This is a genomic window from Hyphobacterium vulgare (assembly GCF_042643335.1).
Lineage (GTDB): Bacteria > Pseudomonadota > Alphaproteobacteria > Caulobacterales > Maricaulaceae > Hyphobacterium > Hyphobacterium vulgare.
In genome coordinates, this window is record NZ_JBHRSV010000019.1 from 182,242 (window position 1) to 206,841 (window position 24,600).

Genomic DNA, 24,600 nt, shown 5'->3' on the forward strand with positions numbered 1-24,600 from the left:
CAAGCGTCAAATGAACGCTGCGACAGACAATGCCAAGGCCAGTAACAGTCCGGTGAGCTGGTTGGATTTGAAAACGCCGAGGCATTGATCGCCGAAGGCCGGATCGACCCGGCGGATCTGGTCGAACAGGTGCCAGGCATAGATCGCGAACGGGATCACGAACCAGGGCGAGGCGCCCGCCAGCAGGGCTGCGAGGCCCGCAAGGGCCGCCGATGCGCCGTAAAAGCCCCAAAGCCAGAGATACAGATTCGGTTGCAGCGCCCGTGCGGTCGACCGCACCCCGACCAGGGCGTCGTCTTCCATGTCCTGGCAGGCGTAGATCGTGTCGTAGCCGAGCGTCCAGAAAAAGCCCGAGGCGTAGAGCGCGATCCCGGCGGCATCGATTAGGCCGGTCATTGCCGTATAGGCGACGAGCGCGCCCCAGTTGAAGGTCAGGCCAAGCCAGGCCTGCGGCCACCAGGTGATGCGCTTCATGAAGGGATAGGCGGCCACCAGCGCGAGCGATCCGAGCGCGATGCCGATCGCTAGCGGCGGCAGCTGGAGCAGGACCACAAAGCCGACAAGGCCCTGGGCGAGAATGAACAGCCAGGCAGCCCGCAGGGTCACCGTGCCCGCCGCGAGCGGGCGATCGCGTGTGCGCGCGACCTGGCGGTCGAGTTCGCGGTCGACGATGTCGTTGTAGGTACAACCCGCCCCGCGCATCGCGATCGCGCCGACCAGGAAGAGGAGCGCGAAATAGGCGTCATTGAGTCCAAGCCCGTTTCCGACCGCGGCGAGCGCGATGCCCTGGAAGCAGGGAATCGCCAGCAGCCAGAACCCGGCCGGCCGGTCATAACGCGCCAGACGCAGGAAGGGCCGGACACGCGCCGGCATCCGGTCGACCCAGGTTTTCGGAGCGGAATCCGCCACGCGGCGGTCTGAGGCGAGTGTCATCGCGTGCAGTGTTAACCAATGCCCGGCGGGGCGGAAAGTTACTTAATCGCCACAGCCTTGCGGTTGGTGAATTCGAGCAGGCCCTCTCGCGCCAGTTCGCGGCCATAGCCGGACGCTTTCACGCCGCCGAACGGCAGTTCCGGGGTCGAAGCGACTTTCTGGTTCACGGAGGTCGCGGCGGCATCACGTTCCGCTTCGCCGCCATCCGGGTTATGGATCGCGCATGAACATACCGCGCCTCCATCTCGATCAGCCGCTGCGCGAAGGCGGCGAGCTTCGCCTCGGCAAGGAGGACACGCACTATCTGGTGACCGTGATGCGGAGGGGCGCGGGCGATCCGGTCCGTGTGTTCAACGCACGCGACGGTGAATGGCAAGCGGAAGTCAGAGAGGCGAGCCGCAAGGCGGCGGTGCTCACGCTGGGCGCGCAATTGCGCGCCGCGCAGCCCGTCCCCGATCTCGACCTGCTGTTCGCGCCGGTGAAGAAGGCGCGGACGGACTTCATCGTTGAAAAGGCCACTGAGCTGGGCGTCCGGCGCATCCGCCCGGTGATGACCCGCTTCACCCAGGCCGAACGGGTGCGGACGGACCGCTTTCAGGCGCTGGCCAAGGAGGCGGCGGAACAGACCGAACGGCTGGATATCCCGGAGATTTGCGACGCCGATACCCTGGACCGGGTTCTCGATAGCTGGGACGAGACACGCGTCCTGTTTTATTGCGACGAGGCGGGCGACGATCCGGACGCGCCCTGGGGTGGCGATACGGGCCGCGCCGGTCCGGCGATTGAGGTGCTCCGCTCGCTTCACCCTACCCCGACCCTCCCCTCAAGGGGAGGGAGTCAGGACGGCGCTTCACTCCCTCCCCCATCGGGGAAGGGCCGGGGTGGGGGGCGACCGCTCTCCGAAACCCGGACCCTCGCCCAGGCAAAGCGCCTTCGTGAACGACCGACCGAGGCCGAACACGCGCTTTGGGCCATCCTGAAACAGCTCAAGAGGCCGGGGTTGCATTTCCGGCGACAGGTCGCCGTCGGGCCTTACATTGCGGACTTTGCGTGTCTCTCGGCACGACTGATCGTTGAAGCCGACGGTGGCGGTCACGGTAAGGAATCCGACTTCAAGCGAGACTGTTGGTTCCACGAGAACGGCTATCGAGTGTTGCGGTTCTGGAACAACGAGATTTCGAGCAATCCTGAGGGCATTGCCGAGCGGATCGGTGCGGAGCTTGAAGTCCACCCCACCCCGGCCCTCCCCTCAAGGGGAGGGAGTCCTGACAGCGTTTCTCTCCCTCCCCCACCGGGGGAGGGAAGGGGTGGGGGGCTAAGGGCAGCCATCCTGATCGGGCCGGAGGGCGGGTTCTCGCCGGAGGAACGGGCACGCCTGCGCAGCCTGCCTTTCGTGCGCGTCATCAGTCTCGGGCCGCGCATCCTGCGAGCCGATACAGCCGCGGTGGCGGCGCTGACGCTGTGGCAGGCGGTGTGCGGCGACTGGGCGTAAATCCGTGAACAGTGTTCAATCGCGCGTGAACCGCCCTTGCCGATCCCGTGTTGCGCGCATAACTGACACGCGGGCAAGCGAGGGCAGGCTTTGAGCGGAACCTACGGACAAGGCGGCGAAGGCGCACCGGTCACCACGATCGAGGACCTCGCGGGCCACCTCGCAAGCGGTTGCAAGCCGCGCGCGGCATGGCGCATCGGCACCGAGCACGAGAAGTTCGGCTTCACGCTCGATGGGCATCATCCGCTGCCCTACGAGTCCGACGGGCCGAGCGTCCGCAAGATGCTGGAAGGCCTGACCCGGTTCGGCTGGGAAGAGGTCCTCGAGAATGGCAAGCCGATCGCGCTGAAACGCGACGGGGCGAGCGTCAGTCTCGAGCCCGGCGGACAGTTCGAACTGTCTGGCGCGCCGCTGGAAACCCTTCACCAGACCTGTGCCGAGGTGAATGGCCATCTCAAGGAAGTGAAGGCGGTCGCCGACGAGATCGGCGCGGGTTTCCTCGGCCTCGGCTTCTCGCCGAAATGGTCGCTGGAAGAAACGCCGATGATGCCGAAGGCCCGCTACAACATCATGAAGGCCTACATGCCGAAGGTGGGCACGCTGGGCCATCAGATGATGTTCCGCTCGTGTACCGTGCAGACCAATCTCGATTTCTCGAGCGAGGCAGACATGGTCAAGAAGCTGCGCGTCTCGCTGGCGCTGCAGCCGATCGCGACCGCGTTGTTCGCCAATTCGCCCTTCTCTGACGGCAAGCCGAACGGCTATCTCTCCTATCGCGGGCACATCTGGACCGATACGGACAACAACCGGACCGGCCTGCTGCCCTTCGCCTTCGAGGACGGGATGGGGTTCGAGCGCTATGCCGAATGGGTGCTCGACGTGCCGATGTATTTCGTGAAGCGCGGTGGCCAGTTCATCGACGCGTCAGGCCAGAGCTTCCGCGACTTCATGGAAGGCAAGCTGCCCGCCCTGCCGGGAGAACGTCCGGTGATGAGCGACTGGGAAGATCATCTCTCGACCATCTTCCCGGAAGTGCGCCTGAAAACCTTCCTGGAAATGCGCGGCGCCGATGGCGGGCCGTGGAACCGGCTGTGCGCCCTGCCGGCCTTCTGGGTCGGGCTGCTCTATGATGACGCCGCGCTCGACGAAGCCTGGCAGCTGGTGAAGGACTGGACGGCGGAGGAACGCACCGCGCTGCGCGAGGGCGTGACGCGAACCGCGCTCAAGACACCCTTCCGGAACACGAATGTGCAACAGATTGCGCGCGACGCACTGGCGATCAGCCGCAGGGGCCTGCGCGCCCGCGGCGAGCAGAACATGCACGGCGAATACGAAACCCTCTTCCTCGACGACCTCAACGAGATGGCCGCGACGGGAAAGACGGCGGCGGACGACCTGCTCGAACGCTATTACGGGCGCTGGAACCAGTCGGTCGAACCGGCCTTCGAAGAGTGCGCCTACTGACGAAGTGTTGAAACATTGCAGGCTTGAGCCTGCCTCCCCCGCGTGATCAAGTGCGCGCCGACCTAAACGGCTCACCGGCGACACAAGCCGGAAAGGGGAGATCAACTTGACCGATACACCAGTCGGGGCGCGGCCCGATCCGTCGCAGGACACGAGTTTCTTCGGACATCCGAAGGGGCTGGCCATCCTGTTCTTCACCGAGATGTGGGAACGCTTTTCCTATTACGGGATGCGCGGCCTGCTGATCATCTATCTGACCCAGCACTTCCTGTTTTCCGATGAGCGTTCGACGCTGATCTACGGGGCGTATACAGCGCTGGTCTACGTGATGACGATCATCGGCGGCACACTGGCCGACCGATATCTCGGTCAGCGAAAGGCGGTGACCTTCGGCGCGATCCTGCTGGTGCTCGGACACGGCATGATGGCCTTCGAAGGGGCCGGATCGCGTGAAATCCTCACATTCGAGGGAACCGAATACGAGCTGACTCTCGATGGGCGAGGCGGCGACGCCAACCAGATCATCGTTCTGGGAGAGGCGCAGTCACGGATCGAATTTGCCGAAGGCGGTACCGTCATCACGGTGGCTGATCCTGACGCCGTCGGCCTGCCGGCCGAAATTCCCTTCTCGAGCGACATGACGCGTACGGTCCAGGAGCCGCTTTACGTCAACATTCTCTATCTCGCTCTCGCGCTGATCATCGCCGGTGTCGGCTTCCTGAAAGCCAACATCTCGACCATTGTCGGCACGCTTTACGGGCTGGGCGATCCGCGGCGCGATTCCGGCTTCACGCTGTTCTACATGGGGATCAATCTCGGTTCCTTCCTGTCGTCCGTGATCATCGGCTATATCGGCATTGCCTACGGCTGGGCCTGGGGTTTCGGCCTCGCCGGTATCGGTATGCTGGCCGGCCTGCTGACTTTCCTCGTCTTCCAGGGCTGGCTCGAGGGCCGGGCCGATCCGCCCGATGCAGAGAAGCTGAAGCAGAAGGTTTTCGGGCCGATCAATGTGGAATGGGCCTGCTATCTCGCGGGTCTCGGCATCATTGCGATCTCGATGCTGGCCGTGATGAACCCGCAATACATGGGCGGGATTCTCGGGCCGCTTGGTCTCATCATGCTGATCTTCTTGGCAGGTTATGCCTTCCTGAAAACCAAGGGGATCGAGCGCCGTCAGATGTTCGCGGCGATCTATTTCGTCCTGGCGCAGATTCCGTTCTGGGCGCTGTTTGAACAGGCCGGCTCGTCGCTGAACCTGTTCACCGACCGCCTGGTCGACCGGACCATGTTCGGCTGGTCGGTTCCCGCTCCGGTGTTCCAGAGCCTCAATGCCGGCTTCATTTTCATATTTGCGCCGATCATGGCCTGGCTCTGGATCTACCTGGCCAAGCGCAACCGCAATCCGTCGACGCCGGTCAAGTTTGCACTCGGCGTGCTGATGGCGGGACTGGGCTTCTTCGCGCTGGTCGGCGGCATGGGGATGAGCGGTGAAGCGGGGCTGACGGCGGTCTACTTCATCTTCCTGATCTACTTCATCCACACGATGGGCGAACTCATGCTCTCGCCGGTCGGCCTGTCGGCGGTGACCAAGCTGGCTCCGGCCCGGGTCGTCGGCATGACGATGGGGGCCTGGTTCCTCTATTCGGGACTGTCGAACTTCCTGGCGGGCGTGATCGCGTCGACGACCGGTGCGGAAACGATCGGCGGACAGTTGACCGATGTCGCCAGCGCAAAAGCGACCTACATCGACGTCTATACCCAGGTGGGCCTCATCGCCGTGGGGATCGCGGTCGTGATGCTGCTGATCTCGCCCCTCATCAAGTGGCTGATGGCGGGTGCGGACCAGCGCATGGAACCCCATCCCGAGGACACCGAGGCGGGCGGTCCGTCGATGGACCGGTCCTCCGGCGCGCCATAACCGGCGTTCCCAAGGGAGTAATGAAGAAGGGCCGCGGAGTGTGATCTCCGCGGCCCTTTTCATTCTGACCGTGTCGCGTCGGAGGGGGCGGGGCGGGTCAGAATGTTCCACGCATCTCGATATAGATCGTCGCGCCTTCGCTGGTATTGCGGTCCTCGATGAAGTCGACCACACCGCCCTGACGCCCGCCCTGGTCCGGGTCGAAGATGAAGCGGCGCAAATCCTGGCCATTGTCGAAGACGAAATCGGCGCCGACGCGGGTGGTGACGCCCAGAAAGCGCGTGGTTTCGACATAGATGTCGAAATCGCCGTCGACGAAGCCCTGCTGCTGCAGTTCGTTGGCGCGGAACACCTTGCCGTTGGACAGCCAGTAATAGTCCCAGCCCCAGGCCCATTGCTGCTCGGGGAAGGTCTGGCGGAAGTCGAGCCGGGCTTCCCATTCGCGGATGCCGGTGAAGACGCGGTCGCGGCCGGTCAGCGGGTCGGTGATGCTGGTGCCATACCATTCCAGGAAGGTCGTCAGCACGGCGTTCGACAGGCCGATCCGGTCGAGCGGGGTGGTCGCATTCAGCGTCACCCGGTCGATCGTGCCGTCGCCGATATTGCCGGGCACGTCGAAATAGCGCCCGGTGACAAGGTTGAGGCGCGGTTCGAAATCGTCGAGGCCCTCGATGAAATCGCGCCCGACCTTCAGCGACACGGTGGCGTCTTCGCCGAAGGTGCGGGTCCATTCCGCCTCGACCGTCCAGGTGCGCTGCGGTTCGTAGTCCGGATTTCCGAAGGTCGAGTTGTTGTTGTCGAGATCGACCGAGCTGGCGAACTTGTCGAATTCGAGCTGCGCCACGTCCCGGATCACCGCGAAACGCAGCCGGTTGGCGTCGTCGAGGCGCCAGTTCAGCGTGACGGACGGTTTCGGATAGAAGAAGGTCCGCGACTGTTCGACATCGCCGGTCTGGCTGATCTCGGAAAATTCCAGCCGCAGACCGCTCTCGATGTTCACGTCGTCATTGAGGGTCCAGACGTGGCGGCCGAACACTTCGGCGCGGCGCTCCTCGACCCGGGCATTGGCGACAGGCAGGTCGATCGGGGTCAGCGTGGTGCCGTCGTCATAGGTCAACGCAACGAAGGAATCGCGCGCGTTGAAGGCACCCTCGGCACCGAATTCAAGCGTGTGGACAGGGTTCGGCGTCCAGGTGAAGGCGTGACGCAGGGCGAGTTCGGTGGAGTTGCCCTCGGCTTCATAGATCACGGCTTCGACGAAGGCGACGGGATCGTAGACCTCGAACGGTTCGGGACCGTCTTCATACTGCTCGTACGAGACAAATCCGGTTGTGGCCGAGGCGAGCGTGTCCGACCAGTCGCGGCTCCAGGTGACCGATCCACGGCCACCCATGCCGTAGTTGAAGGTTTCGGAGCGTTCGAACCGGATCGGCGCGAAACCGCCGCCGGGCTGGATGCCGTCGACATAGCCGACATTCTGGCGATGCCATTCCCAGATCCAGCCCCGGCCGTCGAAGCGAAGCTCGGATCCGTCGCCGAGCGTGGTGTCGATCGAGAAAGTCGGGTTGATCTCCCAATAGCCGCGCTGGTCGCTCTCGCTGCGGCGTTCGAGCCAGTTGCCGGCCCCGTCATAGAGCGCCTCGCGCCGGTTCAGACGGCGGCCCGAAAGTTCGCCTTCGACACCCAGTGTGATTTCGGTGAGTTCCCCGATCCGGCGCGACATCGAGATCGATCCCGATGGCGTCACGCGTCCGTTGTCCCAATAGGACAGGCGCAAATTCCACGACGTCGATTCTCCCGCACCCTCGCGCAGGATGATGTTCGCGAGACGCGCATGGCCGCGCATTTCGAATTCGCCGGCGGAATCGCTGATCAGCTCGATGCTCTGCACATCCCCGGCGGGAATGCGTTGCAGAACCGTGTCCAGCGAGATCGACTTGTTCGACGGCCGCCGGCCATTGATCAGCAAATTCCCGAAGGAATCACCCAGACCACGGCGTTCGGTATCCCCGCCATTCAGTGAGAAGCCCGGCAGGCGCGTGATCATGTCGAGCGCGGTGACCGGTGAGAAGCCGATGAAGAAGTCAGCCGGATAGGTCTGCCGGCCGTCTGTCACGGCGGCAGCATCCGGCTCGATCTGCCGAAGCGCGGCCTCGCCCTCCTGGGCGTCCGCCATGCTGAAAAATGCAAAGATAACCGTGGCCGCACCTGTCAGTGCGGCGACCCTGATTCCTGTCACGCGCGTCTCCCTCGCGAACGCGCCCATCCCTAGCCGCCGCCGACATTAGTCCGCATTCGCAGTTTGGTGCGTTACATGTCCGTAAGGGCCTTCACGGCTTCGTCAGGCCACGCCGCCGACGGTCAGACCGGTGATCTTCAGTGTCGGCTGGCCGACACCGACCGGCACGCCCTGGCCGGCCTTGCCGCAAACCCCGATTCCGGGATCGAGCGCGAAATCATTGCCGATCATGGAGATCCGGGTGAGGGCGGTCGGCCCGTCGCCGATCAGGGTGGCGCCCTTGACCGGGGCGACGATCTTCCCGTTCTCGACCTTGTAGGCCTCGGTGCACTGGAAGACGAACTTGCCGGAGGTGATATCGACCTGGCCGCCGCCGAAATTCACGGCGTAGAGTCCGTCCTTGAGGCTGGCGACGATCTCCTGCGGATCGTCCCGGCCGCCCAGCATGTAGGTGTTGGTCATGCGCGGCATCGGCATGTGGGCATAGGATTCGCGTCGGCCATTTCCGGTCGATGCGACGCCCATCAGGCGGGCGTTCAGCCGGTCCTGCATATAGCCCTTGAGAATGCCGTCCTCGATCAGCACCGTCCGGTTGGTCGGCGTGCCTTCGTCATCGACGGTCAGAGAGCCCCGGCGTTTCTCGATCGTGCCGTCATCGACCACGGTGACCCCCGCAGACGCCACGCGCTCCCCGACACGGCCGGAGAAGGCCGAACTGCCCTTGCGGTTGAAATCGCCCTCAAGGCCGTGCCCGACCGCTTCGTGCAGCAGGACGGCCGGCCAGCCCGGACCGAGCACGACGTCGGCCTGTCCGGCGCGGGCATCGATGGCATCGAGATTGACGCGGGCAATGCGCAGCGCCTCGTCGGCGAGACCTTTCCAGCTTTCCGGGGTGATCCAGACATGGAAGGCATCGCGCCCGCCGGCACCGGCCGAGCCGGATTCGCGGCGGCCGTCGCGCTCGACCGTGACCGAGACATTGATGCGCACCAACGGGCGGTCGTCGGTCTTCAGGTCGCCGTCGGCGCGGAGAATGCCGATAATGCGGCGCGAACCGGCGAGGCTGGCCGACACCTGCACGACGGACGCATCCTTCGCGCGGACATAGGCATCGATCTCGGCCAGGAGTTTCACCTTGGTTTCGAAATCGGGTTCGCTGACGGGGTCGATCGAATCGTACAATCGGCGATTGGTTCCGGCCGGCGGTTCGGCCAGGACACCCGAGCGGCCGCGCTTGGCGGCGGAAGCAGCTTCTCCGGCGCGGTCGAGCGCAGCGAGCGTGGGATCGGAGGTGTGGGCGTAGCCGGTGGATTCCCCGCTGACGACCCGAAGACCAAAGCCGCGCAGCGCATCAAAGCTCGCCGACTTCAGCCGGCCATCGTCCCACACCAGCGATTCGCTGACGCCGTGCTCAAGGAAGAGTTCGCCGTCGTCGGCCCCATCGAGCGGGCCGGCGATCCGGGCGCGCGCGGAGTCGGCATCGAATTCAAACGGGGCGAAGGGGTCGCCGGTCATGGAGCCTCACTGTTGTCGCATGAGGCTCCATGGATAACCGACGCATGGCGCAGGCGCGAGGCCTGCGTGTCAGTCAGCTGTTGTTGACGACGCGAAACCGGTCGAGTTCACGGCGCACCGCGGTCCAGTCCGGGTCGAGTTCGAGGGCGGTCAGATAGTCCTGATAGGCCGCCACGTTGTTGTCCATCATCTCGTAGGCGATGGCGCGGTTCACATAGGCCCGCTCGGGACGTTCGATGCCGGCCTCGATCGCGGCGGTGGCCGCATCGACCGCGTCCTGCGGACGGTTCAGCCGGACATAGGCGGCGGAGAAGTTGAGCTGGATTTCCGGAGCCTCGAAGCCCAGGCCGACCGCATCTTCGAGATCGCGAAGCGCGGAGAGGGGCTGACCCATATTCATCAGGATCACGGCCCGGTTCACATGGGTCCGAGCCCGTGTATTCCGGTCCATCATGTTGTGGTCGAAGGCGGCGTTGCAGTCGCGAAGGGCCGCCATGTCATACTGGTGCAGGGCCGCATTCTGGTAACAGCCCGCAGCGGCGCTGCGGCCTACCACCACCATCGACTGGGAAAAGGCCGGAGCCGACAGGGCGGTCGCCGCGGCCAGCGACGTGATTGCGATAGCGAGTTTGATCTTCATGGCGTTCCTCCCGAAAGCCGGTCCAGTGGCGTCAGGGCTGTTGCCAGCCGGACCATGATGCGCACCACGCTAGCGCTGCAGTGGAAGAACGGCACTCAGGCGGGTCAACTCTCACGCCGAAGTGATTGTGATCACACGGATCAGGACAGAGAGTGAACCTGGAAGCGGTCGAGCGCCTCGCGGGGGCGTGACCAATCCGGTGCGATCTCGGCAGCGTCGCGGTAGCTTTCATAGGCCGCGCGGATATCGCCGAGCAATTCCAGGGCAACGCCCCGGTTGAACAGCGCATTGGCGCGGGAATTCGTGCCGGACGCCACGGCATAATCCGCCGCCTCGACGGCTTCGGCGTAGCGCTCGAGCAGGATCAGGGCGGCCGACCGGTTGGTCGCTGATTCGGGCATCAGCGACGGATCGATCTCGTCGGCGCGCCGGAAATCGGCCAGGGCATCGTCGGCATGACCGATATTGATCAGGATGATGCCGCGGTTGATGTGGGTCTTGGCCAGTTCGTGCTGGGTCAGATTGGCGCGAGCGATCGCCCGGTCGCACTCGTACAGCGCCTGACGCTGGGCGTTGATCTGCATCGCGCCCTCGAAGCAGTTGCGGGCGGGGCTGCCAGCCAGATAGGCGGTGTAGACCTGTGCATTGGCAGGTGCGGACAGTCCGATCACGGCAGCCAGAATGGCCAGTCTGAAGACCATGACTCCCTCCCTTGAAGCCATATTTCGATTTCACACTAGCAAATTCGGACCGCAGCAAAAAGCCGCCCGTTGCTTCACCCGGCCATCGACAAGCGCGGCGTGACGTCTTATTGCGACAAAACAACGCTGTTAGCGGCCTGACAGGACCGTCTCACGGCTCTATATTCCGCCGCGCCTGGCGAGGGGGTTCGCTCCCGCTTAGCCGAATTGCACCTGGGGAAGACATGCGATTCTTGACCGCGATACTTGCCACCTGGACCGCCGCCGCATCCGGCGCGCTGGCACAGGCCGGACAGCCGCACGATGGCGGCATCGGGCTTCAACGCTCTGTCACGTCGATGATGGACGGCATCACCAATTTCCACACCTTCGTGCTGATCATCATCACGGTGATCGTGCTCGTGGTTCTGGCCCTGCTGATCTATGTGATGATCCGCTTCCGGGCCAAGGCGAATCCGGAGCCGAGCAAATTCAGCCACAACACGCTGGTCGAGGTGATCTGGACCGGCATTCCGGTGCTGATCCTGTTCGTCATCGCGATCCCGTCCTTCCGCCTGCTCTACCATAATGACGTCATTCCCGAGGCGGACATGACGATCAAGGTGACCGGCTACCAGTGGTATTGGGGCTATGAATATCCCGACCAGGAAATCGGCGAATACCTGTCGAACATGATCCCGGACGAGGAGATCGATCCCGCCGCCGGTCAGGTCCGCCTGCTGTCGGTCGACTATCCGATGGTGATCCCGGTCGACACGACGGTGCGCGTTCAGGTGACCGCCGCCGACGTGATTCACTCGTTCGCGATGCCGTCATTCGGCAACAAGATCGACGCGATCCCGGGCCGTCTCAACGAGACCTGGATCAATGCGCGCGAAACCGGCGTGTTCTACGGCCAGTGCTCGGAATTGTGCGGCCAGTTCCACGCCTTCATGCCGATCGAGATCCATGTCGTTCCGCAGGACGTGTTCGAGCAATGGTCGGCCGCCGTCGCGGAAGACCCGGACTCGGGCAATGCCATTCTCGCCGAATTCCAATCCGCACAGCGCGACACGCGCATGGCCGCGCGCTGAGGAGCTGACCCATGACTGAAGCTGTCGCTCATCACGAAGACCACGACCACAAGCCGGGCTTCTTCACCCGCTGGTTCTTCTCCACGAACCACAAGGATATCGGCACGCTCTACCTGATCTTCTCGATCGTGGCGGGCGTGATCGGTTTCGTCATGTCCGGCGTGATCCGCTGGGAGCTGGCGGAGCCGGGCCTGCAATTGTTCGGCGGCCAGATCGGCAATGAGCACATGTACAATGTGTTCGTGACCGGACACGGCCTGATCATGGTGTTCTTCGTCGTCATGCCGGCGCTGATCGGCGGGTTCGGCAACTGGTTCGTCCCGATCATGATCGGGGCGCCGGACATGGCCTTCCCGCGGATGAACAACATCTCCTTCTGGCTCCTGCCCTTCGCTTTCACGCTGCTGCTGATCTCGGTCTTCGTGCCGGGCGCTGCGGGCGGAAACGGCTTCGGCGGGGGCTGGGTGATCTACCCGCCGCTGTCGACCACCGGCCATCCCGGGCCGTCGATGGACTTCGCGATCCTGTCGCTGCACCTCGCCGGTGCCTCGTCGATCCTGGGGGCGATCAACTTCATCACCACGATCTTCAACATGCGCGCGCCGGGCATGACGCTGCACAAGATGCCGCTCTTCGCCTGGTCGATCCTGATCACCGCCTTCCTGCTGCTGCTGGCGCTGCCGGTGCTGGCCGGCGCGATCACCATGCTGCTGACGGACCGCAATTTCGGGACGACCTTCTTCGACCCGGCCGGCGGCGGCGACCCGGTGATGTTCCAGCACCTGTTCTGGTTCTTCGGTCATCCCGAAGTCTACATCATGATCCTGCCGGGCTTCGGCATTGTCAGCCACATCGTGTCGACCTTCTCCAAGAAGCCGGTCTTCGGCTATCTCGGCATGGCCTACGCGATGGTCTCGATCGGCTTCATCGGTTTCATCGTCTGGGCGCACCACATGTACACCGTGGGCATGGACGTCGACCTGAAGGCCTATTTCGTCGCCGCGACGATGATCATCGCCGTGCCGACGGGCATCAAGATCTTCTCGTGGATCGCGACGATGTGGGGCGGTTCGATCGAGTTCAAGACCCCAATGGTCTGGGCGATCGGCTTCATCTTCCTGTTCACCGTCGGCGGTGTGACGGGCGTGATGCTCGCCAATGCGGGCGTCGATAACGCCCTGCACGACACCTATTACGTGGTGGCGCACTTCCACTACGTGCTGTCGCTCGGCGCGATCTTCACCATCTTCGCGGGCTTTTACTACTGGCTCGAGAAGATGAGCGGGTACAAGTATTCCGAATTCCTCGGACAGACCCACTTCTGGATCACCTTCATCGGTGTGAACCTGGTCTTCTTCCCGCAGCACTTCCTCGGCCTGCAGGGCATGCCGCGGCGCTATGTGGACTATCCGGACGCCTATGCGCTGTGGAACATGGTCTCGTCGATCGGCTACGTGGTGACCATGGTGGGCACGGTCGTGTTCTTCGTGATGCTGGCGGACGTGTTCATCCGCCGCCGCAAGGGGGTCGCCAATCCGTGGGGCGCCGGTGCCACCACGCTGGAGTGGACGCTGTCCTCGCCGCCGCCCTTCCACCAGTTCAACGAACTGCCGAAGATCGAGCCGGACCAGCATCACTGACGGAAGATCAGCGAACCCCGGCCCGGTCCGGGGTTCGCCTCTTCCGGTCTAGGAAAAACAGGCCTGAACTGACATGACTGCCCCGCGTCATACGTCCGCAGCCGAAGGGGTGCGGAGCCTGCCCGCCGAATGGCGGGATTATCTCGCGCTGATGAAGCCGCGGGTGATGACGCTCGTCGTGTTCACGGCTTTTGCGGGCTATGTCGCCGCGCCGTCGGGCATTCACCCGGTGATGGCGGCGATCGCGATCTTCGCCCTGGCGCTGGGCGCGGGAGCGGCCGGCGCGCTGAACATGGCCTATGATTCCGACATCGATGCGACGATGCGCCGGACCCGCAAACGCCCGGTTCCCGCGGGCAAGGTCAGCCGGTCCGATGCCTATGGGATGGGACTCGTCGGGTCGGGCCTGGCCGTGATCCTGATGACGCTGTCGGCGAACTATGTCGCCGCCGGCCTTCTGGCCTTCTCGATCTTCTTCTACGCCGTCATCTACACGATGGTATTGAAGCGCCGCACGCCGCAGAACATCGTGATCGGCGGCGCGGCAGGGGCTTTCCCGCCGATGATCGGCTGGGCCATCGCGACCGGCGGCGTGTCGCTCGAAGCGGTGATGCTGTTCGCCATCATCTTCCTGTGGACGCCGCCGCATTCCTGGGCGCTGGCGCTCTACAAGTCCGGCGACTATGCCGCTGCGGGGGTCCCGATGATGCCGGTCGCCAAGGGCCCGGCGCGCACCCGGCTGGAAATCCTTCTCTATTCGCTCATCCTTGTGCCGTTCGCGACACTGCCGGTCTTCACCGGTCTCGGCGGCTGGGTCTATGCCGCCGCAGCGTTTGGCGGCGGCGCGCTGTTCCTGGTGCTGGCCGCCCGGGTCTTCCGGTCGCGCGCCGGCGAGGCTGGGTCGGCGGAGGACGGTGAACTTTACGCCGTGCGCGCCGGAGACAAGGTCGCCCGCGACCTGTTCGCCTATTCGATCGGCTATCTGGCGCTACTCTTTGCCGCACTGATCGCCGAACACGGGCTGGGCGCCTATATGGGTGTGATGTGATGAGCGGTATACCGACACCCCCCCACCAGAAGCCGACGGTATCCGAGGGCAAGACCCCCGGTCCGGACGAGCGCGGCGCGCCGCGCAACATGTCGCCGGTCGAGCGCGAGGCGTTCATTTCCGCACGCAAGCGGCGTAACCGGGCGATCGCGCTCGGCCTGATCGGTTTTGCCGTGCTGGTGTTCGTGATCACGGCCCTGCGTCTGATGCAGAATATTGCCGCGGGGCAGGCAGGATGAGCTGGCTTCCGAAGAACCGGAACACCCGCCTCCTGGCGATCTGCGCGACGGTCGCGGTGTCGATGGTGGGTGCGGCCTATGCCGCCGTTCCGCTCTACGACCTGTTCTGCCGCGTGACCGGATATGGCGGCACGACCCAGGTTGGCGTGGCAGCAGCAGACCGTGTGCTCGACCGCGAGGTGACGGTTCGCTTCGATGCCAGCCGCAATGCCGGACTGCCGTGGGAATTCCAGCCGATCGACCGCGCCATCACCGTCAATGTCGGGGAAAGCGCGCTGGCCTATTACCGCGCGACGAACACGTCCGACCGGCCGATCACCGGCGTGGCGACCTACAATGTCACGCCGTTCAAGGCGGCGCCGTATTTCGTGAAACTGGAATGTTTCTGCTTCACCGAGCAGACGCTGCAGCCCGGCGAGTCGATCGACATGCCGGTGCTGTTCTTCGTCGATCCCGAGATCGAGAACGATCGGCGGGCCGACGACATCACCACGATCACTCTGTCCTACACGTTTTTCGAGGCGGAGACTTCCGAGCCGGGCGCGACCTCTGGCCGCGACACGGCACCATGACGTTGATCCGGGGCTGGGCCACGGGTATCAGGAGCATCTGACCGCCTGACTGGTTGGGGAATCGCAGGAGACGCGCGATGGCTGGGCAAGCCGTAAAGCATGACTATCACCTCGTGAATCCGAGCCCGTGGCCGCTCGTCGGCTCGTTCTTCGGTTTCGTTCTCGCCATTGGCGCCATCGTCATGATGAAAGGCCTTTCGGACGATCCGTCGAACGTGTTCTTCGGCGAAGGTCAGCCCTGGCTGCTTGGCCTCGGTTTCCTCGGCGTGTTCTACACGATGTTCGGCTGGTGGTCCGACGTGGTGAAGGAAAGCCGCGGCGGCGATCACACGCCCGTCGTTCAGATCGGCCTGCGCTACGGCATGATCCTGTTCATCGTGTCGGAAGTGATGTTTTTCGTCGCGTGGTTCTGGATCTTCTTCGAAGGCGCGCTGTTCCACGAAGTCCGCATGATCGAGGGCTGGGACGCCTGGCCGGTGACCGACCCGTCGACGGGCAGCGTGATCGAGACCTTCGATCCCTGGCATCTGCCGCTGATCAACACGCTGATCCTGCTGTTGTCGGGCACGACGGTGACCTGGGCGCACCACGCGCTGCTCCATGGCGACCGTGCCGGCGCGAAGCTGGGTCTCCTGTTCACCGTGCTGCTGGGCCTCAGCTTCACTGCGGTGCAGGTCTACGAATACTCACACGCCACCTTTGCCTTCTCGGGCAATCTGTATGGCGCCAGCTTCTTCATGGCGACGGGCTTCCACGGGGCGCACGTCATCATCGGGACGATCTTCCTGGCGGTCTGCCTGTTCCGACTTCTTGCGGGCCATTTCACGCCGCAGAAGCATTTCGGCCTCGAGGCCGCAGCCTGGTACTGGCACTTCGTCGATGTGGTGTGGCTGTTCCTGTTCGCCTTCGTCTACGTGACGTTCCAGTAGCGCCGTGACCCAGATCTCGCCCTTCGCCGCAGGACTGACCGGGCGTTGCCCGCGCTGCGGCGAGGGCGCGATGTTCTCCGGCTTCCTGAAGATCGCTCCGTCCTGCGACGCCTGCGGGCAGGATTTCAGAAACGCCGATATCGGCGACGGCGCCGCCGTCTTCGTCATGTTCATCGCCGGTTTCGGCGCGGTGATTCCGGCTCTGTTGATCGACGTCGCCTACCGGCCGCCGATCTGGGTGCATTTCGCCTACGGCATCCCGGTCATCCTGTTCCTGAGCGTGTTTCTGCTGCGCCCGGTCAAGGGCCTGCTGTTCGCCTACCAGTATCACCACAAGGCCGAAGAAGCGCGCTTCCCGCCCGGCCGCGAATAGGCACCAGCGGTGTATTTCCGCCCCTATCCCGTTCTCTCCATCCTGACCCTTCTGGGCCTCGGCGTACTGATCTGGCTCGGCCAGTGGCAATGGTCGCGCATGGGCGAGAAGGCCGAGCAGATCGCCGCGTGGGAGGCTGTCGCCAACGCTGCTCCGATCACATTGACCGAAGCGATCTGCGGGACACCCCGGCCGGGCGTACCGGTCGAGCCGGCTGCCGGATCCGGTTCCGGCATCCGGGTCTGGGGCCGCAATGAGGACGGGCATGGCGGCTGGCGGCGATTCGTTGCGGTCGAACCGCCGGACTGTGCCGAGGGGGGGCATGTCCTGCAGGAGGTCGACTTCACGGTGTTCGGCGGAGACGAGCCCACGAACGCCGGACCCGATTTCCGTATCATGCCCGTTCCCGCTCACGGCCTGTTCGATGCGGCCAACAATCCCGAAGCCAATGAATTCTATCGCTTCGATGCGGAGCAGATGGCCGAGGTTGCCGGAGTCGATTCGCTCAATGCCGAATACTGGGTCGTTGCCGACCGGGGACTGCCGCCGGAACTGGCCGAAGTGCCGCCCTCGCGGCATCTGGGGTATGCGCTGACCTGGTTCGGTCTCGCGGCAGTGCTGATGGCTGTCTTTCTGGCGTTTCACGCTGCGCATGGGCGGTTGGGCTTCACCCGGCGTTAGGCGCTTTGTGCTAGCGTCCTTCTCCCTTGGGCGTCCATCGGACGCGCGACCCTGTTGAAGACCCGATGGCGCTCTGGCGAGACGACACCCCCGATACCGAACTTCGAGACCGCTCGGTTCTGATGCGCCCGCCGCGCATGGATGATTACGATTCGTGGGCGAAACTGCGTTCGGCCAGCCGCGAGCACACCAGTCCATGGGAACCGCTCTGGGCCCCCGACGAACTGACCCGCGCCGCCTACAAGCGGCGCATGCGGCATTACGAGACCTGCTGGTCGGACGGCAGCGGCTATCCCTTCTTCGTGTTCCGCAGGAAGGATGGCGTGCTGATCGGGGCGTGCAATCTCAACAATGTCCGGCGCGGCGTGCTTCAGGCCGCCGATATCGGCTACTGGATCGGCCGTCCCTATATCCGCCGCGGTTATGCGCGGGCCGCGGTGAAGCTGATCTGCGGCTTTGCCTTCGAGACTGCCGGGCTGCACCGGGTCGAGGCCGCGTGCCGGCTGGAGAATGACGCGTCACAGTCGCTGCTGCTTTCGCTCGGCTTCCGGCATGAGGGCGTTGCGCGCCAGTATCTGCGGATCGCCGGTGAATGGCGTGACCACGACAAGTTTGCCCTGCTTGCAACCGATCCCCGGCCATGACCCCCGACGATTACGCCAAGAGTCTTGATTCCGCGCATGCCGTGATGTTCCGCGCCGATTTCGAGTGCGTGAATTTTGCCGGAGATCTCAACCGCTTCGGGCTCCATGCCGACCGTTACGAACTCGCCGACTTCTTCGCCCGGATCGCCCCGACCGACCGCGCCGCGGTCGAGCGCGGATTTCTCGATGTGGCGATCGATGTCCGCGTCCGGCTGATCGGTGACGACAACGGGGTTCGCTATGTACGTCTGATCGGACGGCGCCGTGACAGCGGCGCATTCCGCGGCCTGATGCTCCCCGCCGGTGCGGCCCATGCCGGCGCAAAGGGCCGGATCGACGACGAGAATTCGCTGACGCGAGGGGTCGCGAAGGGCGAGGTGGTTGCCCACTATCAGCCGATCATTGCCCTGGAGACCGGCCGGGTTGCGGGTTTCGAGGCGTTGGCGCGCTGGGTCTGTCCCGGCCGCGGGATTCTGAGTCCGGACGATTTCCTCGATCTCGCCGAGGACATGAAGCTGATCGGGGCGATCGGCGACCAGGTGCGGGCGCTGGCGGTGCGCGATGTCGCGGCGTGGCGGACGGCCGCGCCGGATGCGCCGCTTTTCGTTGCCGCCAACGCGACGGTCAGCGAGCTGGTGTCGCCGGGTTTTGCCCGCAGGCTGGCCGACGAGGTCAGCTTTGCCGGCCTGCGCGCGGGCAGTTTCAAGCTGGAGATCAACGAGACCGAGATCATGCGCGACCCGGACCGGGCCGAAGGTGTGATCCGGGACCTGAAATCCGCCGGCATTGCGATGGCACTCGACGATTTCGGGACGGGCTATTCCTCGCTCGCCCGGCTCGACCGGTTCAATTTCGATACGGTGAAGATCGACCGCTATTTCGTGCGCGCGCTGGCCGCCGGAGAGAATGCGGCCAAGGTCGTCGAGTCGGTGCTGCAACTCGCGCGGCATTTCGGGATGACGGTCGTCGCCGAAGGCGTGGAAAGCGAGGACGTCGCCGAGCGGCTGGCCGAGCTCGGCTGCGACTATGTGCAAGGCTTCCGCTATTCCGGTGCGCTGGAGCCGGACAGCGCCGCCGACGCGGCACTGAACGGCGTGAAGGGCCGGTTTCTGAGGGCGGTCTGATCCCGACCGTTGAAATTCCCTCCCCTTGAAGGGGAGGGACGCGAGCGTCGCCCATCTAGGCGACGGGAGCGGGGTGGGGTGAACTTTCCTATAAAACACCCCCACCCCGGTCGGCTGGCTGGCGCTCAGCCTCCCGGCCCTCCCCTCAAGGGGGAGGGCGAGAGCACAACCCGATAAGTCAATTCACGCATGCCCCGACTGGCCGGTCAGGTGCTGCGGATCGACGCCGAGCGATTTCAGCGCGCGTTCCCACTTGTCGGAAAAGTGCTCATCGAACAGCAGGGTCTCGTCCGCATCGGCGACCAGCCAGGCATTGGCCTGAAGCTCGTCATCCAGCTGGCCCGCGCCCCAGCCGGCATAACCCAGCGCAAGGACGGACCGGCGCGGCGGATGTTCGGACGCCATCGCATCGAGCACTTCCTTGGTCGCGGTCAGCGCGAAGCCGTCGCCCACAATCAGCGTCGCATCGTCATCGCCGAATTCACCGGTATGCAGGACGAATCCACGGTCGCGATCCACCGGGCCGCCATCGAGCACGGCGCGGTCGGGGACGCGAATCGCCCCTTCCACGCCGAGCTGTTCCAGGAGGATGGGCAGGCGCAGGTCGCGCATGGGCTTGTTCAGCGTGATGCCCATCGCATGCTCGTCGCTGTGGTCGACGATATAGATCACGGCGCGATCAAAGCGTGGATCGCCGATCGCGGGTGACGCGATGAGGATTTTTCCGGTCATATAGCCGTCAGCAGGCATGGGCGTGTTCCGATCTTTCGGATAACAATCATGCCGCCAAGCATGGGGACACGTCCAGATCGCATCCCGCTTCCCTCCTGCAAGGCAACAGGGTCTAATCCTCTCAACATGCCGACAAACGGAGCCAATCCATGACGATTTCCACCGGCGACCGCCTTCCCGACGCCACCTTCACCGTGATGACGTCCGACGGTCCGACCAAGATGACGACGCAGGACGTGTTCGGCGGCAAGACGGTCGCCCTGTTCGCCGTGCCGGGCGCCTTCACGCCGACCTGTTCGGCCAAACACCTGCCGGGCTATGTCGAGAAGGCTGCCGAGCTGCGGGCCAAGGGTGTCGACGCGATTGCCTGCACCTCGGTCAACGACGTGTTCGTGATGGGCGCCTGGGGCAAGGACCAGGGCGTGGGCGAAGACGTGATCATGCTGGCCGACGGCAATGGCAGTTTCGCGGAAGCCACCGGCCTGGTGATGGACGGTACCGGTTTCGGCATGGGCAAGCGCTCCAAGCGCTATTCCATGATCGTCAAGGACGGCGTCGTCAGCGAGCTCAACATCGAGGAGCCGGGCGACTTCAAGGTCAGCTCTGCGGACTTCATGCTCGGCCAGCTCTAGCGCGGCCACGGTTCGGAGGAGGGACGGATATGGGCGGATTCATTCTGGTCGGGGTGGTCGTTGTCCTGGCACTTCTGATCGTCTCGATGACGATCAAGGTCGTGCCGCAGGGGATGGAGTTCACGGTTGAGCGCTTCGGGCGATATACCCGCAAACTCTCGCCCGGCCTTCATTTCCTGGTCCCGTTCTTCGATGCCGTGCGATACAAGATCAGCATGCGCGAGCGCGTGCTCGACGTGCCGAAGCAGGAAGTCATCACGCGCGACAACGCGATGGTCTCGGTCGATGCGGTGGTGTTCATCCAGGTGATGGATCCGGCGCGCGCGGCCTATGAGGTCGACAATCTCGACTTCGCGATCATCAACCTCGCCATGACCAATGTGCGGACCGTCGTCGGTTCGATGGACCTCGACCAGGTGTTGTCCAACCGCGACGACATCAATGCCCGCCTGCTCTCGGTGATCGACGCGGCGACCAATCCCTGGGGCGTGAAAGTCACCCGGATCGAGATCCGCGACCTGTCACCTCCGCCCGACATCACCGAAGCGATGGCCCGGCAGATGAAGGCGGAACGCCTGAAGCGCGCGGAAATCCTCGAGGCCGAGGGCCAGAAGCAGTCACAAATCCTGAAGGCCGAAGGCGAGAAGCAGTCGCAAATCCTGCAGGCCGAGGGCCGCCGCGAGGCAGCCTTCCGTGACGCCGAAGCGCGCGAGCGCGAAGCCGAGGCCGAAGCGCGGGCGACCGACATGGTCTCCAAGGCCATTGCCGAGGGCGATGTCAACGCCATCAACTACTTTCTCGGCCTGAAATATGTCGAAGCCTTCGGCAAGCTGGCCGAAAGCGAGCAGCAGCGCACCGTCATCGTGCCCGCCGATTTCGCCAATCTGACGGGGATGGTGGCCGGGCTGAAGACGCTGGTCGAGGATCCGGGCGGCAGCGGCCGGACGGGCGGCGGCGGATCGTCCACGCCTCCGGGCGGAGGCCGCAAGCCGGCGCCGTGGGGCAAGGAGTAATCCCTCATGGATGCAGTCATCACATTCCTTGAAGGATTGAATCTGTGGTGGTGGTTGGGGCTGGCCGGCCTGTTACTGATCGGCGAACTGATCACCGGCACGACCTATCTCCTGTGGCCCGCGGCGGCCGCCTTCCTGGTCGGCTTGCTGACAATGATCTTCGCCTCGCTCGGCTGGCCATGGCAGTTCGTGATCTTCGCGGCCATCGCCCTTGCCTTCCTGTGGGCCGGGGACCGCTGGGTCCGTCCGCGGCTCAAGGCGGGAAGCGATTCCGGTCTGAACACAAGGGCGACCTATCTGGTCGGGCAGCGCGCGACGGTGGTTTCCGCTTCGGGTGCGACGGGCCGGGTCCGGGCCGGCGACACCGAATGGCCGGCGGAAAGCCTTGACGGCAGTGCGCTGGAAGTCGGCCAGTCGGTCACGGTGTCGGAATTGCGCGGCACGACGCTGGTGGTGCAGCCGGGCTGAGTCCTACAGCTTCGCGGCGTCGCGCATCTGCGCGATGGCGAGGCGGGCCAGCTCGTCAGCCCGGTCATTTTCGGGGTGGCCGGAATGGCCCTTGACCCATTCCCAGGTCACGTCGTGCTGACGGGCGGCCTCGTCGAGCTCCTTCCAGAGATCGTCATTCTTCACCGGCTTCTTCGCGGCGGTCTTCCAGCCATTCCGCTTCCAGCCGTGAATCCACTTCGTCACGCCATCGCGGACATAGACCGAATCGGTGACCAGGCGCACGCGCTTGTCCTTGCCCCGGATCGCCTGCAGGGCGCGGATCGCGGCGAGCAGTTCCATCCGGTTGTTGGTGGTGTCGGGTTCCGCGCCGGACAATTCCTTGCGGTGACCCTTCCATTCCAGGATCGCGCCCCAGCCGCCCGGTCCGGGATTGCCGGAACAGGCCCCGTCGGTGTGGATCAGGATTTCCGAACTCAACTGGGTTTCACCGGGTAGATTTTCGACAGGTCGCGGACGCCCGCGGCGATCAGTTCGGCCAGCACGCCCAGATCGATGTCCTCGAGCTTGTTGACGTAGAGGCAGGACTTGCCGGTCGAGTGCTTCCCGAGCCGGGAGAGTATCTCCGAATAATCCTGATATCCGGGCAGGATGTAGATCGAGAGTCTGGCCTTCCGAGGGGAGAAGCCGGTGGCCATGAAGTCACCTTCGCGGCCGCTGTCATACATGTAGTGATATTCGCCGAAGCCGATGATGGACGGGCCCCACATTACCGGCTCCCAGCCAGTGACCTTGCGGAACAGGGCGAGCAGAATCTGCGCCTCGGCGCGGCGCTTTTCCGGCTCGACCGTTGCGATGAAATCCTCGGCGCTCTGCCGGGTCGCCTGCGTCTTGTTCTCGGCCATACGCCCCTCCGTCAGGCGGCGTCTTCGCTGAGGATGCGCGGCAGTTTGAACACCACGTCCTCGTCGGTCACGCGCAATTCCTCGACTTCGAGGTCGAAGCGGTTGCGGAAGGCCTCGATCAGGCCTTCGACCAATTCCTCCGGCGCGGACGCCCCGGCGGTGATGCCGACCGAACGCACGCCCTCAAGCGCGGACCAGTCGACACCGCTCTCGTCATCGACCAGCCAGGCCTGTTTCGCACCGGCGCGCAGCGCGACCTCGACGAGGCGGCGGGAATTGGACGATGTGGGCGAGCCGATCACCAGGACGGCGTCGCAATCGGCGGCCATCGCCTTGACCGCGGCCTGACGGTTGGTCGTCGCGTAGCAGATGTCTTCCTTGTGCGGCGCCGCGATCTGCGGGAAGCGGCGCTGCAACTCGGCGACGATCGCCGCCGTGTCGTCCACCGACAGAGTGGTCTGGGTCACGAAGGCGAGGCGGGACGGGTCGCGCGGCTCGTAGGTCGAGGCGTCCCCGACCGTCTCGATGAGGCTGATCGCGCCATCCGGGAGCTGGCCGAGCGTGCCGACCACTTCGGGGTGGCCGGCATGGCCGATCAGAACGATTTCCTTGCCGGCGTCGAAATGGCGCTGGGCCTCGACATGGACTTTCGACACCAGCGGGCAGGTGGCATCGACATAGAGCAGATTACGCGCGGCGGCCTCTGCCGGAACCGACTTCGGTACGCCGTGCGCCGAGAAGACGACCGGGCGGTCGTCCGGGCATTCGGACAATTCCTCGACGAAGACGGCGCCGAGGCGTTCAAGGCGTTCGACCACGTGCCGGTTGTGCACGATCTCGTGGCGCACATAGACCGGCGCGCCGAATTTCGCGAGGGCGCGCTCGACGATCTGGATTGCCCGGTCGACCCCGGCGCAAAATCCGCGCGGCGCGGCGAGGGTGAGGCGCATTTGAGGCTGCTTGGAAGACACGAAATTACCACTCCTGCGGGCCGACCGTTGCGGCCCGGCGATGTGCGTCGTATGACCCTTGCCTATCTAAGCCGATGGCGGGCGAAATGCACGCCGGGCACTCACCAGGTCAGGTCTTCGCCGATGTTCAAGCGTCTCGTCCTTCTTGCTCCCGTGATCGCCCTTGCCGGTTGTTCCTCGTTGCGCGATGCGCCGGACAATCCGGGGCCGTGCCCCTCGGCGCTGACGCTCTATGACGCGTCGCGCGTGGTGAATCTTCATGGTGAAGCCGTGTACGACAATGTCGGCTTCACGGGCGAGATCATGGCCGTGCGTTCGCTGTGCCGGTATTACGAAGACCGCCCGATCGTCGCGAGCCTCGAGCTCGACATGGGTTTCGGCCGTGGCCCGGCCGCGACCGGCTCGACGCACACCTACCAGTTCTTCGTGGCTGTAACCCGCCGCGACGTCGCCGTGATCGAAAAGCAGGTCTTCCCGATCGAGGTGACCTTCCGCGCGGGCGAAGACCGGATCTATCTGCAGGAAACGATCGACGAGATCACGATCCCGCGGGCCTCAGCCGAGACTGCAGGCGACAATTTCGAGATCATCGTCGGCTTCGAACTGACCCCGGAGCAGCTGGCCTGGAACCGGACCGGCCAGCGCTTCCGCGTCGATGCGGGACAGGACGACTAG

Annotated in this window: 26 protein-coding genes and 2 pseudogenes; 18 read left to right on the forward strand and 10 right to left on the reverse strand. The window is 64.4% G+C overall.

Annotation, left to right across the window (positions count from 1 at the left end; translation table 11 throughout):
- Positions 1–6 precede the first annotated feature (6 nt).
- The gene (gene ubiA / locus ACFOOR_RS10430) at positions 7–933 is read right to left on the reverse strand and encodes a 4-hydroxybenzoate octaprenyltransferase (protein WP_343164311.1); all 927 of its coding nucleotides are present in this window, start codon (positions 931–933) and stop codon (positions 7–9) included.
- Between the two features lie 38 nt (positions 934–971).
- Positions 972–1,151, reverse strand: coding sequence for an aldehyde dehydrogenase family protein (locus ACFOOR_RS10435; RefSeq protein WP_380214515.1), 180 nt, complete (start codon positions 1,149–1,151; stop codon positions 972–974).
- 5 nt (positions 1,152–1,156) lie between these two features.
- Between ACFOOR_RS10435 and ACFOOR_RS10440 the strand changes: the two are divergent.
- The 4 genes and pseudogenes from ACFOOR_RS10440 to ACFOOR_RS10450 all read left to right on the forward strand — a co-directional run.
- Positions 1,157–2,143, forward strand: a pseudogene (locus ACFOOR_RS10440) (RsmE family RNA methyltransferase); the annotation flags it as partial.
- Positions 2,144–2,254: 111 nt separating this feature from the next.
- Positions 2,255–2,425, forward strand: a pseudogene (locus tag ACFOOR_RS15275) (RsmE family RNA methyltransferase); the annotation flags it as partial.
- A gap of 90 nt (positions 2,426–2,515) precedes the next feature.
- Positions 2,516–3,889 carry a glutamate--cysteine ligase gene (locus ACFOOR_RS10445; RefSeq protein WP_380214476.1) on the forward strand — a complete coding sequence of 458 codons (1,374 nt, stop codon included), beginning with the start codon at positions 2,516–2,518 and terminating at the stop codon, positions 3,887–3,889.
- Between the two features lie 106 nt (positions 3,890–3,995).
- Entirely contained in the window at positions 3,996–5,807 is a 1,812-nt protein-coding gene (locus ACFOOR_RS10450) for a peptide MFS transporter (RefSeq protein WP_449272388.1), read from the forward strand.
- Between the two features lie 97 nt (positions 5,808–5,904).
- On the opposite strand, the gene ACFOOR_RS10455 is transcribed toward ACFOOR_RS10450, so the two are convergent.
- The 4 genes from ACFOOR_RS10455 to ACFOOR_RS10470 form a co-directional block, all read right to left on the reverse strand.
- Positions 5,905–8,046: a TonB-dependent receptor plug domain-containing protein gene (locus ACFOOR_RS10455; RefSeq protein ID WP_343164312.1), complete on the reverse strand. Its 2,142-nt coding sequence runs from the start codon at positions 8,044–8,046 to the stop codon at positions 5,905–5,907.
- 102 nt (positions 8,047–8,148) lie between these two features.
- A complete protein-coding gene (tldD, locus tag ACFOOR_RS10460; RefSeq protein ID WP_343164313.1) occupies positions 8,149–9,561 on the reverse strand; it encodes a metalloprotease TldD in 1,413 nt (470 codons plus the stop codon).
- A 73-nt stretch (positions 9,562–9,634) separates the two neighbouring features.
- Entirely contained in the window at positions 9,635–10,201 is a 567-nt protein-coding gene (locus ACFOOR_RS10465; RefSeq protein ID WP_343164314.1) for a tetratricopeptide repeat protein, read from the reverse strand.
- 140 nt (positions 10,202–10,341) lie between these two features.
- Complete coding sequence (locus ACFOOR_RS10470; RefSeq protein WP_343164315.1) at positions 10,342–10,902, reverse strand: tetratricopeptide repeat protein; 561 nt, start codon at positions 10,900–10,902, stop codon at positions 10,342–10,344.
- Between the two features lie 224 nt (positions 10,903–11,126).
- Here ACFOOR_RS10470 and coxB point away from each other — a divergent pair, with 224 nt between their 5' ends.
- From coxB to ACFOOR_RS10520, 10 genes are all read left to right on the forward strand, one after another.
- Entirely contained in the window at positions 11,127–11,975 is an 849-nt protein-coding gene (gene coxB / locus ACFOOR_RS10475; protein WP_343164316.1) for a cytochrome c oxidase subunit II, read from the forward strand.
- A gap of 11 nt (positions 11,976–11,986) precedes the next feature.
- Positions 11,987–13,615, forward strand: a complete 1,629-nt coding sequence (ctaD, locus tag ACFOOR_RS10480; protein ID WP_343164317.1) for a cytochrome c oxidase subunit I — start codon at positions 11,987–11,989, stop codon at positions 13,613–13,615.
- A gap of 73 nt (positions 13,616–13,688) precedes the next feature.
- Positions 13,689–14,663 carry a heme o synthase gene (locus ACFOOR_RS10485; RefSeq protein ID WP_343164318.1) on the forward strand — a complete coding sequence of 325 codons (975 nt, stop codon included), beginning with the start codon at positions 13,689–13,691 and terminating at the stop codon, positions 14,661–14,663.
- Positions 14,663–14,902 carry a hypothetical protein gene (locus tag ACFOOR_RS10490; RefSeq protein WP_343164319.1) on the forward strand — a complete coding sequence of 80 codons (240 nt, stop codon included), beginning with the start codon at positions 14,663–14,665 and terminating at the stop codon, positions 14,900–14,902. The genes ACFOOR_RS10485 and ACFOOR_RS10490 overlap by 1 nt, the downstream gene beginning before the upstream one ends.
- Positions 14,899–15,474 (forward strand): cytochrome c oxidase assembly protein, encoded by a 576-nt coding sequence (locus ACFOOR_RS10495; protein WP_343164320.1) that lies wholly within the window; start codon positions 14,899–14,901, stop codon positions 15,472–15,474. The genes ACFOOR_RS10490 and ACFOOR_RS10495 overlap by 4 nt, the downstream gene beginning before the upstream one ends.
- A gap of 77 nt (positions 15,475–15,551) precedes the next feature.
- The gene (locus tag ACFOOR_RS10500; protein WP_343164321.1) at positions 15,552–16,403 is read left to right on the forward strand and encodes a cytochrome c oxidase subunit 3; all 852 of its coding nucleotides are present in this window, start codon (positions 15,552–15,554) and stop codon (positions 16,401–16,403) included.
- A gap of 4 nt (positions 16,404–16,407) precedes the next feature.
- Positions 16,408–16,776, forward strand: a complete 369-nt coding sequence (locus tag ACFOOR_RS10505) for a DUF983 domain-containing protein (RefSeq protein ID WP_343164322.1) — start codon at positions 16,408–16,410, stop codon at positions 16,774–16,776.
- A 9-nt stretch (positions 16,777–16,785) separates the two neighbouring features.
- Positions 16,786–17,457: an SURF1 family cytochrome oxidase biogenesis protein gene (locus tag ACFOOR_RS10510; protein ID WP_343164323.1), complete on the forward strand. Its 672-nt coding sequence runs from the start codon at positions 16,786–16,788 to the stop codon at positions 17,455–17,457.
- 65 nt (positions 17,458–17,522) lie between these two features.
- Positions 17,523–18,101, forward strand: coding sequence for a GNAT family N-acetyltransferase (locus ACFOOR_RS10515; protein ID WP_343164324.1), 579 nt, complete (start codon positions 17,523–17,525; stop codon positions 18,099–18,101).
- A complete protein-coding gene (locus tag ACFOOR_RS10520; protein ID WP_343164325.1) occupies positions 18,098–19,225 on the forward strand; it encodes an EAL domain-containing protein in 1,128 nt (375 codons plus the stop codon). The genes ACFOOR_RS10515 and ACFOOR_RS10520 overlap by 4 nt, the downstream gene beginning before the upstream one ends.
- A gap of 183 nt (positions 19,226–19,408) precedes the next feature.
- Here the strand turns inward: ACFOOR_RS10520 and ACFOOR_RS10525 are convergent, their stop codons facing one another.
- Positions 19,409–19,975 (reverse strand): YqgE/AlgH family protein, encoded by a 567-nt coding sequence (locus ACFOOR_RS10525; RefSeq protein WP_343164326.1) that lies wholly within the window; start codon positions 19,973–19,975, stop codon positions 19,409–19,411.
- Between the two features lie 131 nt (positions 19,976–20,106).
- Between ACFOOR_RS10525 and ACFOOR_RS10530 the strand changes: the two genes are divergently transcribed.
- Genes ACFOOR_RS10530 through ACFOOR_RS10540 form a run of 3 tightly spaced genes read left to right on the forward strand, consistent with a single transcriptional unit; the run spans position 20,107 to position 22,070 of the window.
- A complete protein-coding gene (locus ACFOOR_RS10530) occupies positions 20,107–20,589 on the forward strand; it encodes a peroxiredoxin (protein ID WP_343164327.1) in 483 nt (160 codons plus the stop codon).
- A 29-nt stretch (positions 20,590–20,618) separates the two neighbouring features.
- On the forward strand, positions 20,619–21,602 hold the full coding sequence (locus ACFOOR_RS10535; protein WP_343164328.1) for an SPFH domain-containing protein: 984 nt from the start codon (positions 20,619–20,621) through the stop codon (positions 21,600–21,602).
- A 6-nt stretch (positions 21,603–21,608) separates the two neighbouring features.
- Entirely contained in the window at positions 21,609–22,070 is a 462-nt protein-coding gene (locus tag ACFOOR_RS10540) for an NfeD family protein (RefSeq protein WP_343164329.1), read from the forward strand.
- Positions 22,071–22,073: 3 nt separating this feature from the next.
- On the opposite strand, the gene rnhA is transcribed toward ACFOOR_RS10540, so the two are convergent.
- From rnhA to ispH, 3 genes are read right to left on the reverse strand one after another with little or no spacing between them, the layout of a single operon-like run.
- Entirely contained in the window at positions 22,074–22,529 is a 456-nt protein-coding gene (rnhA, locus tag ACFOOR_RS10545) for a ribonuclease HI (protein WP_343164330.1), read from the reverse strand.
- Positions 22,526–22,954 carry a DUF1801 domain-containing protein gene (locus tag ACFOOR_RS10550; RefSeq protein ID WP_343164331.1) on the reverse strand — a complete coding sequence of 143 codons (429 nt, stop codon included), beginning with the start codon at positions 22,952–22,954 and terminating at the stop codon, positions 22,526–22,528. The genes rnhA and ACFOOR_RS10550 overlap by 4 nt, the downstream gene beginning before the upstream one ends.
- An 11-nt stretch (positions 22,955–22,965) precedes the next feature.
- Entirely contained in the window at positions 22,966–23,904 is a 939-nt protein-coding gene (gene ispH, locus ACFOOR_RS10555; RefSeq protein WP_380214486.1) for a 4-hydroxy-3-methylbut-2-enyl diphosphate reductase, read from the reverse strand.
- 144 nt (positions 23,905–24,048) lie between these two features.
- Between ispH and ACFOOR_RS10560 the strand changes: the two genes are divergently transcribed.
- Positions 24,049–24,600: a hypothetical protein gene (locus ACFOOR_RS10560; protein ID WP_343164333.1), complete on the forward strand. Its 552-nt coding sequence runs from the start codon at positions 24,049–24,051 to the stop codon at positions 24,598–24,600.

What these genes read in the sequence shown, in the direction of transcription:
- ubiA (WP_343164311.1), bottom strand. Translation starts at nt 933, where the DNA reads ATGACACTCGCCTCAGACCGCCGCGTGGCGGATTCCGCTCCGAAAACC.
- tldD (WP_343164313.1), bottom strand. Translation starts at nt 9,561, where the DNA reads ATGACCGGCGACCCCTTCGCCCCGTTTGAATTCGATGCCGACTCCGCG.
- ACFOOR_RS10465 (WP_343164314.1), bottom strand. Translation starts at nt 10,201, where the DNA reads ATGAAGATCAAACTCGCTATCGCAATCACGTCGCTGGCCGCGGCGACC.
- ACFOOR_RS10470 (WP_343164315.1), bottom strand. Translation starts at nt 10,902, where the DNA reads ATGGTCTTCAGACTGGCCATTCTGGCTGCCGTGATCGGACTGTCCGCA.
- coxB (WP_343164316.1), top strand. Translation starts at nt 11,127, where the DNA reads ATGCGATTCTTGACCGCGATACTTGCCACCTGGACCGCCGCCGCATCC.
- ctaD (WP_343164317.1), top strand. Translation starts at nt 11,987, where the DNA reads ATGACTGAAGCTGTCGCTCATCACGAAGACCACGACCACAAGCCGGGC.
- ACFOOR_RS10485 (WP_343164318.1), top strand. Translation starts at nt 13,689, where the DNA reads ATGACTGCCCCGCGTCATACGTCCGCAGCCGAAGGGGTGCGGAGCCTG.
- ACFOOR_RS10490 (WP_343164319.1), top strand. Translation starts at nt 14,663, where the DNA reads ATGAGCGGTATACCGACACCCCCCCACCAGAAGCCGACGGTATCCGAG.
- ACFOOR_RS10495 (WP_343164320.1), top strand. Translation starts at nt 14,899, where the DNA reads ATGAGCTGGCTTCCGAAGAACCGGAACACCCGCCTCCTGGCGATCTGC.
- ACFOOR_RS10500 (WP_343164321.1), top strand. Translation starts at nt 15,552, where the DNA reads ATGGCTGGGCAAGCCGTAAAGCATGACTATCACCTCGTGAATCCGAGC.
- ACFOOR_RS10515 (WP_343164324.1), top strand. Translation starts at nt 17,523, where the DNA reads ATGGCGCTCTGGCGAGACGACACCCCCGATACCGAACTTCGAGACCGC.
- ACFOOR_RS10520 (WP_343164325.1), top strand. Translation starts at nt 18,098, where the DNA reads ATGACCCCCGACGATTACGCCAAGAGTCTTGATTCCGCGCATGCCGTG.
- ACFOOR_RS10525 (WP_343164326.1), bottom strand. Translation starts at nt 19,975, where the DNA reads ATGCCTGCTGACGGCTATATGACCGGAAAAATCCTCATCGCGTCACCC.
- ACFOOR_RS10530 (WP_343164327.1), top strand. Translation starts at nt 20,107, where the DNA reads ATGACGATTTCCACCGGCGACCGCCTTCCCGACGCCACCTTCACCGTG.
- ACFOOR_RS10535 (WP_343164328.1), top strand. Translation starts at nt 20,619, where the DNA reads ATGGGCGGATTCATTCTGGTCGGGGTGGTCGTTGTCCTGGCACTTCTG.
- ACFOOR_RS10540 (WP_343164329.1), top strand. Translation starts at nt 21,609, where the DNA reads ATGGATGCAGTCATCACATTCCTTGAAGGATTGAATCTGTGGTGGTGG.
- ACFOOR_RS10550 (WP_343164331.1), bottom strand. Translation starts at nt 22,954, where the DNA reads ATGGCCGAGAACAAGACGCAGGCGACCCGGCAGAGCGCCGAGGATTTC.
- ispH (WP_380214486.1), bottom strand. Translation starts at nt 23,904, where the DNA reads ATGCGCCTCACCCTCGCCGCGCCGCGCGGATTTTGCGCCGGGGTCGAC.
- ACFOOR_RS10560 (WP_343164333.1), top strand. Translation starts at nt 24,049, where the DNA reads ATGTTCAAGCGTCTCGTCCTTCTTGCTCCCGTGATCGCCCTTGCCGGT.